Source organism: Spirillospora sp. NPDC046719, assembly GCF_040645715.1.
GTDB lineage: Bacteria > Actinomycetota > Actinomycetes > Streptosporangiales > Streptosporangiaceae > Spirillospora.
Genome location: NZ_JBEYYT010000095.1, coordinates 17,965 through 27,167, shown reverse-complemented (window position 1 = coordinate 27,167; position 9,203 = coordinate 17,965). Strand labels below are relative to the sequence as shown.

9 protein-coding genes are annotated in these 9,203 nt (G+C 72.4%); 2 read left to right on the top strand and 7 right to left on the bottom strand.

Annotation, left to right across the window (positions count from 1 at the left end; translation table 11 throughout):
- Positions 1-1,270, top strand: a 1,270-nt coding sequence (locus ABZ914_RS18460; RefSeq protein WP_500194245.1) for an AMP-binding protein, incomplete at its 5' end; no start/stop codon positions are given.
- 40 nt (positions 1,271-1,310) lie between these two features.
- Here the strand turns inward: ABZ914_RS18460 and ABZ914_RS18455 are convergent.
- From ABZ914_RS18455 to ABZ914_RS18430, 6 genes are all read right to left on the bottom strand, one after another.
- Positions 1,311-2,537: a sensor histidine kinase gene (locus tag ABZ914_RS18455; protein WP_500194244.1), complete on the bottom strand. Its 1,227-nt coding sequence runs from the start codon at positions 2,535-2,537 to the stop codon at positions 1,311-1,313.
- Positions 2,534-3,196 carry a response regulator transcription factor gene (locus ABZ914_RS18450; RefSeq protein WP_500194242.1) on the bottom strand — a complete coding sequence of 221 codons (663 nt, stop codon included), beginning with the start codon at positions 3,194-3,196 and terminating at the stop codon, positions 2,534-2,536. The genes ABZ914_RS18455 and ABZ914_RS18450 overlap by 4 nt, the downstream gene beginning before the upstream one ends.
- 60 nt (positions 3,197-3,256) lie before the next feature.
- Positions 3,257-4,042, bottom strand: a complete 786-nt coding sequence (locus tag ABZ914_RS18445) for an SAM-dependent methyltransferase (RefSeq protein WP_190857436.1) — start codon at positions 4,040-4,042, stop codon at positions 3,257-3,259.
- A gap of 100 nt (positions 4,043-4,142) precedes the next feature.
- Positions 4,143-4,757, bottom strand: a complete 615-nt coding sequence (locus ABZ914_RS18440) for a TMEM175 family protein (RefSeq protein ID WP_500194240.1) — start codon at positions 4,755-4,757, stop codon at positions 4,143-4,145.
- A gap of 14 nt (positions 4,758-4,771) precedes the next feature.
- Positions 4,772-5,626: an RNA polymerase sigma factor gene (locus ABZ914_RS18435; protein WP_500194238.1), complete on the bottom strand. Its 855-nt coding sequence runs from the start codon at positions 5,624-5,626 to the stop codon at positions 4,772-4,774.
- Between the two features lie 93 nt (positions 5,627-5,719).
- Positions 5,720-6,487 carry an alpha/beta fold hydrolase gene (locus tag ABZ914_RS18430; protein WP_500194237.1) on the bottom strand — a complete coding sequence of 256 codons (768 nt, stop codon included), beginning with the start codon at positions 6,485-6,487 and terminating at the stop codon, positions 5,720-5,722.
- Between the two features lie 233 nt (positions 6,488-6,720).
- Here ABZ914_RS18430 and ABZ914_RS18425 point away from each other — a divergent pair, with 233 nt between their 5' ends.
- Positions 6,721-7,851, top strand: a complete 1,131-nt coding sequence (locus ABZ914_RS18425) for a serine hydrolase domain-containing protein (RefSeq protein WP_500194235.1) — start codon at positions 6,721-6,723, stop codon at positions 7,849-7,851.
- A 173-nt stretch (positions 7,852-8,024) separates the two neighbouring features.
- Here ABZ914_RS18425 and ABZ914_RS18420 read toward each other — a convergent pair whose 3' ends face one another.
- Positions 8,025-9,170: a site-specific integrase gene (locus ABZ914_RS18420; protein WP_500194233.1), complete on the bottom strand. Its 1,146-nt coding sequence runs from the start codon at positions 9,168-9,170 to the stop codon at positions 8,025-8,027.
- Positions 9,171-9,203: the final 33 nt, after the last annotated feature.

The following is a 9,203-nucleotide window of genomic DNA, read 5'->3' as shown; positions in this document are numbered from 1 at the left end:
GCCCGTCGCCGCGCCGCCCGCCCCCCCGTCGGCCGCCGTGCCGCCTGCCGCCGTGCCGCCCGCCGCCGCGCCGTCCCGGCCCGATCCCGCCGAGACCGGGCCGTGCATCGACGAGGTGATCGCCTCGGTGCCCGCGCCGGAGACCGCGCCGGCCCCGCCGCAGATCCAGAGCCGGACGATCATGCTCAGCTCCGGCACCACCGGCCGTCCCAAGGGCGCCCGCCGCCCGCCCCGCCCCGGGCTGTGGCCGCTGGCCTCGATGACCTCCCGGATCCCGCTGCGCACCCGGCAGACCATGATCATCGAAGCGCCGCTCTTCCACACCTGGGGCTACGCCGCGCTGCAGATGGCGTGGGCGCTGCGCGCGCCGATCGTCCTGCACCGCAGGTTCGACCCCGAGCGGACGCTGCGCTCGATCGCCTCCCACCGCGACACCGTCGTGTTCGCCGTCCCCGTCATGCTCCAGCGCATCCTGGAGCTGGCGCCGCAGCGGCGCGAGCTGTACGACACCTCGTCCCTGCGGATCGTCGCGCTCAGCGGCGCCGCCCTGCCCGGCGACCTCGCCACCCGGTTCATGGACGCGTTCGGCGACCGGCTCTACAACGTCTACGGCTCCACCGAGGCGTCCTGGGTGTCCATCGCCACCCCGCGCGACCTGCGGATCGACCCGCGCACCGCGGGCCGGCCGCCGCGCAACACCTCGCTCGTCATCGTCGGCGCCGACGGCCGCCGCGTCGGCCGCTCCACCATCGGGGAGATCTTCGCCGCGAACGAGCTGCTCTTCGAGGGGTACACCGGCGGCGAGCCGATGCAGGTCCGCGACGGGCTGCTCGCCACCGGCGACCTCGGCCACATCGACCACCGCGGCCTGCTGTTCGTGGACGGCCGCGCCGACGGCATGGTCGTCTCCGGCGGCGAGAACGTCGTGCCGCGCGACGTCGAGGACGCGATCCTGCGGCTCCCCGAGGTCCACGAGGCCGCCGTGATCGGCGTCCCGGACGACGACTGGGGCCAGCGCCTCGCCGCCTTCATCGTGCTGCGGCCCGGCGCCCGGCTCAACGCCGAGGCCGTCCGCGCGTACGTGCACGCGCAGGTCGCGCGGTACGCGGTGCCGCGCGACGTCCACTTCATCCCCGAACTGCCCCGCAACGCCACCGGCAAGGTCGTGCACCGCTGGCTCACCGCGGGCGACGACCAGCCCCGCCCCGAGGGGCGCGTCGACTGGCCGCAGCCGCCGCCCTGGCCGCTGCCCGCCGAGCACGCCGGCTGACCCGTCCCGGGAGCCGGGCGCGTCTCAGGCGGCGCGCGTCTCAGGCGGGGGCCAGGGCGTCCCGCGCGACCGCGGGCAGCCGGACCGTGATCGACAGCCCGCCGCCCCGCCGCGGGACCGTCTCGATCGTCCCGCCGTGCGCGCCCACCACCGCCCGCACGATCGACAGGCCCAGCCCCGCGCCGTCCGCCGACCCCACCCGGTCCGCCCGCAGCCGCCGGAACGGCTCGTAGATCCGCGCCGCCTCGTGCGCCGGGACGGGCCGTCCCGTGTTCACCACCTGCAGGAACGCCTCCCCGTCCCGGACCCCGGTGCGCACCCACACCCGGCCGTCCCGCACGTTGTACTTCACCGCGTTCTCCAGCAGGTTCATCGCGCACCGCTCCAGCAGCACCGGGTCGCCCGCCACCTCCGCCGGCGCCAGCCGCGCCTCTACGTCCACCTCGCCGGTGCGCCCGTCCAGGTCGCCGAGCGCGCCGCGCACCACGTCCGGCAGCGGCGTCGGCGTCCGCGTCGCCGGCTCCCGCTCCGACCGGGCGAGCAGCAGCAGCCCCTCGATCAGCCGCTCGTGCCGTTCGGTGTTGCCGAGCAGCACGTCCGCGAGCGCCTTGGTCTCCGGCGGGTTCTTCCGGCTGGCGAGGGCCACCTCCAGCACCGTCCGGTTGATCGTCAGCGGCGTGCGCAGCTCGTGCGAGGCGTTCGCGACGAACCGGCGCTGCGCGTCGAACGCCCGGTGCAGCCGGTCCAGCATCCGGTCGAACGTGTCGGCCAGGTCCTTGATCTCGTCCTGCGGGCCGTCCAGCGCGATCCGCTCGTGCAGGGTGCTCTCCGACAGCCGCCGCGCCGTCGCCGTCACCTTGTGCAGCGGGCGCAGCATCCGCCCCGCCACCAGGTACCCGATCACCACCGCCAGGACGCCGAGCGCCACCATCGTCAGCAGCGAGGTCTGCAGCAGCCGCTCCAGCACGTCGTGCTTCTGCTGCGCGAGCTGCCGGTCGGCGTCCGACTTCAGCGCCAGCACCTGGCCGAAGTCCTTCTTCGACACGAGGATCCGCAGCTTCGCGGCGACCCGCGGGTCCACGGCGGTCCGCTCCGGAAGCCGCTGGTCCAGCGTCCGCGCCGTCAGCACGTACATCACCGCGACCAGCACCGCCGACGTCACCAGGAACAGCGACCCGTACACCAGCGTCAGCCGCGTCCGGACGCTCAGCCGCGGCGTCCGCACCCGCCCGCGCACCCTCCCGCGCACCCTCCCGCGCACGCTCATCGCGCCTCCAGCCGGTACCCCGACCCGGTGACCGTCTCGATCACCGCGGGCTCGCCCAGCTTGCGGCGCAGCGTCGCCATCGTCACCCGGACGATGTTGCTGAACGGGTCGATGTTCTCGTCCCACGCCCGCTCCAGCAGGCGTTCGGCGCTCACCACCCCGCCCTCGGCGCGCAGCAGCTCCTCCAGCACCGCGAACTCCTTGTTCGTCAGCCGCAGCTCCCGGCCGTCCCGCGCCACCCGGCGGCGGTGCGGGTCGAGCCGGATCCCGCGGCGCTCCAGCACCGGCGGCACCGGCGCCCCCGTCCGCCGCGCCAGCGCGCGCACCCGCGCCACCAGCTCGCCGAACACGAACGGCTTCGGCAGGTAGTCGTCGGCCCCGAGCGACAGCCCGTCCACCCGGTCCTCGACGTCCCCGGCCGCCGTCAGCATGAGGATCCGCGCCGGGCCGCGCCGCTCCGCGAGCTCGCGGCACACCTCGTCGCCGTGCACGGTCGGCAGGTCCCGGTCGAGCACGACGACGTCGTACTCGGTGTAGGACGCCCGCTCCAGCGCGTCGTCCCCGTCGTACACGACGTCGACCGCCATGGCCTCCTCGCGGAGGCCCTCGGCGATCGTGTCCGCGAGCACCCGCTCGTCCTCCACGATCAGCACACGCATGCGCCGAGCATGGCCCAACGGGGGTTAAACGCCGATAAGGGCGGCGTGGTACCGCGCGGGTCAGGGCTTGCGTGCGACGCCCCCGGCGCAGGCCACCTCGGGAAGCTCCCCGTCCGGGTCGGGGCGCCACCGCGTCACGGGCACGACACCGGGCGGCAGCACGTCCAGGCCGTCGAGGTAGCGGGCGATCTGCTCGCGGCTGCGCGGCGTGTACGGGACGGCGCCGCTCCCGGAGTTGAACGCCTCGATGGCCGCCAGGTACGCCGGATCGTCGTCGGTGCCGTCGTAGACCGCCAGGTAGCTGCCCGACGTCAGCGGCGCCATCAGCCGCCGCACGACGTCGCGGGCCTGGTCGTAGTCCTCGACGAGCCCGAGGATGCCCATCAGCATCAGCGCGACGGGCTCCCCGAGGTCCAGCGTCCGCGCGGCCTGCGCCAGGATCGGCTCGGGATCGCGCACGTCGGCCTCGATGTAGTCGGTGGCGCCCTCGGGGCTGCTGGTCAGCAGCGCCCTGGCGTGCACGAGCACCAGCGGGTCGTTGTCGACGTACACGACGCGGGCCTCCGGCGCGACCCGCTGCGCGACCTCGTGGGTGTTGTCCATGGTCGGCAGGCCCGTGCCGATGTCGAGGAACTGCCGGACCCCCGCCTCGGAGGCCAGGAAGCGCACCACCCGCGTCAGCATCTGCCGGGACCTGCGGGCCATGTCGACCATCCCGGGGAAGGACCGGAAGACCTGCTCGCCCGCCCGGCGGTCGACGGGGAAGTTGTCCGTGCCGCCCAGCAGGAAGTTCCAGATCCGCGCCGAATGCGGCACGGTCGTGTCGATCTCGGGCCGTTGGTCCATGCCAGCTCCTCGGTCTCCGGAGGCGGTGCCGACCACCGGGAACCTTCCCCGGACCGCGCCCGGATACCCGTCGCACCCCGCCGACACGGCCGTCCGGAGGCTAGAGACCCACGAACCGCCAGCCCCTGCTCACCAGCGGCTCCAGGACGAGCAGCAGCAGGCCCCAGTAGGAGACCTGGGGGAACACGACCCCCAGGACCAGGGCGACGATCAGCAGCAGCACGGTGGAGAGGCCGCCGCGCATCGCCGCGGCTGTCGGCGGGTCGTCCTCCGACGCCACCCCGGCCGTCCGGTAGGCGATCACGGTGATCAGGGTCTGGCACACCGCCGCGGCGAGGACGTTGCCGATGTAGAACCCGATGGTGAAGCGGTCGTGCGCGGAGTAGGAGGCGACCATCTCGGTGGTGAACGGCAGCACGACGATGGCCAGCACCCACCCCGCGTTCCACAGCATCAGGGCGCGCGTGTAGCCGCGGATGTGCTCGAACGTCCGGTGGTGCACCAGCCACAGGCGGATGATCACCACGAAGCTGAGCAGGAAGCTGTAGATCTGCGCCTTGTGCTCGGTGATCACCTCGCTGGACGCCCCGTGCCCGCGCACCGTCTCCGGCACCACGTCGACCAGCGGCAGGACCAGCAGCGTGACGGCGATGGCCACGACCGCGTCGGTGAAGAGGACCAGCCGATCGGGGTCCCGGGAGATCGCTCGCGACATGGGGCGTGATGCTACTAGCGGCGCCAGCAGGTGTAGGAGACGGTGGCGGTGCCGCCGGGCGAGAAGGCGACCGACCCTCCGCCGCCCCCGCCCATGTAGCAGAGCACCGTCGGCCGCACCACCACGGTCACCGTCGTCGAACGGCCCGCCTTGAGCGTCCCCGCGCCGGACGCGCTGACCCGCCCGCCCCGCGACCGCACCGACGCCACCGCCCAGTGGACCGTCCCGCCCACCGCCGTCAGCCGCACCGGACACGACCTCGGCAGCCCCGCGACACCGAGCCCGTGGCAGCCGCCGTCGCTCACCGCCAGCCGCCCTGCCCCGCCCCCGCCTGGCCGGTGCTTCGCCGGCCTCTTCCCGGCGGGCTCGCCCTTCTTCCCGCCTTTCTCCTTAACGTCCTTCTTCTCCTGCTCGTCCTTCTGTGCGGGCGAGACCGTCACGGGCGGCGCGCTCGGCTCCGGCGTCGTCGCCGCCGCCGTCGGCGCCGGCCGGGGCGCCGCGTCCCCGCCGCCCGTCTCCAACGCCGCGACCACCCCGGCCGCCAGCACCGCCGCGGCCGCCGCCCCGATCACCGCGATCCGCCGGCGCCCCCGTTCGGGCCTGCGGCACTCGTCGCGGACCACCTCGTACAGCCAGTCCCGGAACGTTCCCGCGTCGGGGACGTCCGCCCCGTCGGCCCGCAGCGCGAGCAGCGCCGCCCGCACGGCCCGCACCGCCCGCCCGTGGTCGCCGAGCAGCCCCTCCGCGTACTCGACGAGCTCGGGCCCGTACACGTTGTAGACGTGGCCGACCGCCCCGGGCCGCTGCCTCCGGAGCCCCTCGACCAGCCGGAAGTCCTCGTTCAGCGGGGGCGCGGCATTGCTGGGCACGAACGGATTATGGCCGACCGCGCACGCTCGGTTATGTGCCTCACCGCACAGCGTCACCCCGCCGTTTATCACCGAACCAACAACCCGCCCGTCTCACCCGGATTCCGTGTCCACGGTGGTCAGGAACGCGGTGATCTCGTTCGCGACGACATCGGGCCTTTCGAGACCGCACAGATGGCCGAGGTCGCTCAGCAGGACCGCGCGGCCGCCCGGGATGCGCCGTACGTCGTCGAGCTGGGCGGCCTGGTCGACGACGACGTCCTTGCCGCCGATGATGGAGCAGGCTGGCACGCGCAGCCCCGGCAGCTCGTCGGCCTGGCTCGTCAGGGCGCCTCCGGCGAGCCAGCCGTGCCACATCCGCTCGGTGACGGTCAGCATGCCGTCCACCAGACCCGACGTCTTCGACGGGTCCACGGAGATCGCCGCGACTCCCCGCGCGAGGGCTCCGGCGTCGCCGTACGCGGCATCGAAGCCGGCGATCACCTGGTCGTCGGCGGTCGTCCCCGCGGCGTTCCACGGCACGATGCCGACCAGCGCACGCACCTCGTCCGGGTGGTCGAGCGCCATGCGCAGCGCGATCGCACCGCCGAGAGAACAGCCGGCCAGGAAGTGCGCGCCGACACCGGCGTCCTTGATCGCGTCGTGCAGGGTCGCGGCCAGCGCGGGCAGCCTCCCGTCCGCCGGCGCTCCGGCGGACCCGCCGTGTCCGGGCAGGTCGAAGACCAGGACGCGGAATCCGCTCAGGTGCCGCGCGATCCCGGCCATCAGCCCCGCCGAGGCCCCGAATCCCGGCAACAGGACGAGTGCCGCCGGACCCTGGCCGTGTTCTTCCCAGTACATGCCTGAACCGGTCTGCGGCATCGCATTCCCCTCGGCTCGGTGAGATCCCGTCGGTCACAGGTCACTGTCGCCGCAGGCGGAGGCCGGTGGCTTGTACGAATGTCCGCCGTTCTCGGATCGCCTGGCATGAGCAGCGGACCACAGGCTCGTCATGGGCTGTGCGGTCCTGGATTGGCCACGGGACATTTCTCCAAGACGGCCGGCCCTGCGGTTGCGATCGTGGCGGCCATGCCTGGTCATGAAGGAGAACGCTCATGTGGATGAAGCGCTGTGCCGCCCCGGTCATCGCCGCGCTGATCGGGTTCGCCGCCTCGCCGCCGGCGCACGCCACGACCGACCCGTCCCGCGATGCCCGCTTGCGGACGGAGATCCAGGAACTCGTCGACATCGACGGTGTGCCCGGCGTGGCCGCGGTCACGAGCCGCGACGGACGGCCGGTGCGGCGGATGGCCGCCGGCCTCGCGGACATCCCCGCGAACCGGGCGATGCGCCCCGGCGACCGGTTCCGGATCGCTTCGATCACCAAGACCTTCGTGGCCGCGGTGGTGCTGCAGCTGGTCGCGGAGCACCGGCTCGCCCTCGACCAGCCGATCGCGGGGCTCCTGCCCGAACCGGTCCCGCACGCCGACCTGATCACCGTGCGGGACCTGCTCGACCACGCCAGCGGGCTCTTCGACTACTCGGCCGATCCTCGCTTCGACCCCGGCGCCGCGTACACGCCCGCGCAGCTCATCGCTCTGGGCGCGGGGCATCCGCCCTACTTCACGCCGGGGACCGGCTTCTTCTACTCCAGCACCAACTACATCGTCCTCGGCGAGATCGTCCGCCGGGTCACCGGCCACACGATCCAGGACGAGGTGCGGACGCGCCTGATCCGCGCCCTCCACCTGACCGGCACGACGTTCCCCACCGCGACCACGGTCGCACCCCGCCAGGCACGCGGCTACGTCTTCGCCGCTCCGCTGCCGCCCCGTTCCGGCCCCGCACTCGACGCGACCACCCGGACGAGCGCCGGCGCGGCCGGGGCGGCGGCCGCGATGGTGTCGACGGGCGACGACGTCGACCGGTTCCTCGGCGCGCTGCTCGGCGGGCGGCTCGTCTCGCGGCACCTGCTCGCGGAGATGGAGCGGCCCACGCCGGGAGCGGATGCGTTCTTCACCGCCGCCGGTATGCCCGGCGTTGGCTACGGCCTCGGCCTGACGATCACCTCGACGCCGTGCGGAACCGCCTACGGCTCTCTTGGAGACATCGACGGATACACCTCCAGCGTGATGCAACTCGGCCATAGCCGAGTCGCGCTTCTCCTGAACACCAACTCCCTACAGCCCTCCCTGCGCCGGCAAACGCTCTCCATCGCCGAACAGGAACTCTGCCGAGCCGACTAGCCGCACTGCGCCGCGACCGCCAGCGGCTGAAAAGCCCTCCAAGGCGGGTGCGGACACCCACCCGCACCGCCTCCCACCACACACCGCCTAATGCACGTTTCGTCTCGATCTTGCTGCCGCGCCTGCTCAGAGGGTCGGACGTCGTCAGAGGGAGCCGATCGGGGAGCCATGGGTCAGGCTGACTTGGAGTTCTCGTCCTTGAAGATGGCGTTCATCTTCTCGGCGCCGGTGGTGATGACGGGGCGGAGCTGGTGGCGGTAGACGGTCCGCGTCGTGCGGGTGTCCGAGTGCCCCACCAGGTCACTGATCTTCTCTAGAGCCACGTCGTTGTCGCTCATGATGGATACGAACGTGTGCCGCAGCTCTCGCGGCACCCACGTCGCGCCGATGCCGGCCGCCCGCGTGAGTCGCTGGAACCGGCGTAGAACGTCGTCACTTGAGTAGGGCGCTCCGTCCTCCTTGCAGAAGACGAGGTTGTGTCCCTGCCACGCGTCGCCCGCCGCAAGCTTCTCGGCGGCCTGCCGCTTGCGGAGCGCCGTGAGCGCGTCAACCGCCATGTCCGCCATGCCAGTGCCCCGGCGGCTCTTCTCGGTCTTGGTGTCGCCTCCTTCCCGATCGGAGCGCAGGACGTAGACGACCTTCTTCTTGAGATCGACGTCCACCCATGTGAGTGCTCGGAGTTCCTCCGTGCGGAGACCCGAGACGATCGCGAGGATGACGTATGCGCCAAGACGGTGCTCTGGGTCCTGTGCGGTCTTGAGCAGCTTGGTCGCCTGCCTGAGCGACAGGGAACGCGAGCGCCGTGTAGGACGCTTCCCCTGCGGCGTGTCCACCAGTAGGGCCACGTTCCGCCCCACCTTGTCGCGCCGCTCCGCGAGCCGGATCGCCCGCCGTAGCAGGCCATGGACGATCTTGAGCGTCTGCGTCGTCATGACGTGTGCGCACTCGTCAAGCCACGCCTCAACGTCGTCCGCCGTGAGGTCCGTGAGCTTCACCTCGCCGAGTCCGGCGATGATGTGGTGATCGGCGAGGCCGCGATACGTGCGCATGGTCGCCTCACTCTTGCCCTGCTTGGCGAGGTGGATGAGCAGGGCATTCACGGCCTTCTCGACTGTGTAGTTCCGTTCGGACTGGACTCCCTTTTCGATCTCGTCAACGAGCTCTCGCAGCTTCGCTTTGACGATCTCTTTGGTTCTGCCCTTCCTCTTGGGACGGTTCCGCTTCCCGTCCGGCTTGAAGCCGAGCGAGATGGCGCCCGTGTAGCCGTTCCCTTCCGGGTAGATGGTCGCTTCGTACTTGCCGATGAGGATCTTCGCCAACCGGATCCCTCCTCATATCGGTCGAGGTCACCA

What these genes read in the sequence shown, in the direction of transcription:
- ABZ914_RS18425 (WP_500194235.1), top strand. Translation starts at nt 6,721, where the DNA reads ATGTGGATGAAGCGCTGTGCCGCCCCGGTCATCGCCGCGCTGATCGGG.
- ABZ914_RS18440 (WP_500194240.1), bottom strand. Translation starts at nt 4,757, where the DNA reads ATGTCGCGAGCGATCTCCCGGGACCCCGATCGGCTGGTCCTCTTCACC.
- ABZ914_RS18445 (WP_190857436.1), bottom strand. Translation starts at nt 4,042, where the DNA reads ATGGACCAACGGCCCGAGATCGACACGACCGTGCCGCATTCGGCGCGG.
- ABZ914_RS18455 (WP_500194244.1), bottom strand. Translation starts at nt 2,537, where the DNA reads ATGAGCGTGCGCGGGAGGGTGCGCGGGAGGGTGCGCGGGCGGGTGCGG.
- ABZ914_RS18450 (WP_500194242.1), bottom strand. Translation starts at nt 3,196, where the DNA reads ATGCGTGTGCTGATCGTGGAGGACGAGCGGGTGCTCGCGGACACGATC.
- ABZ914_RS18430 (WP_500194237.1), bottom strand. Translation starts at nt 6,487, where the DNA reads ATGCCGCAGACCGGTTCAGGCATGTACTGGGAAGAACACGGCCAGGGT.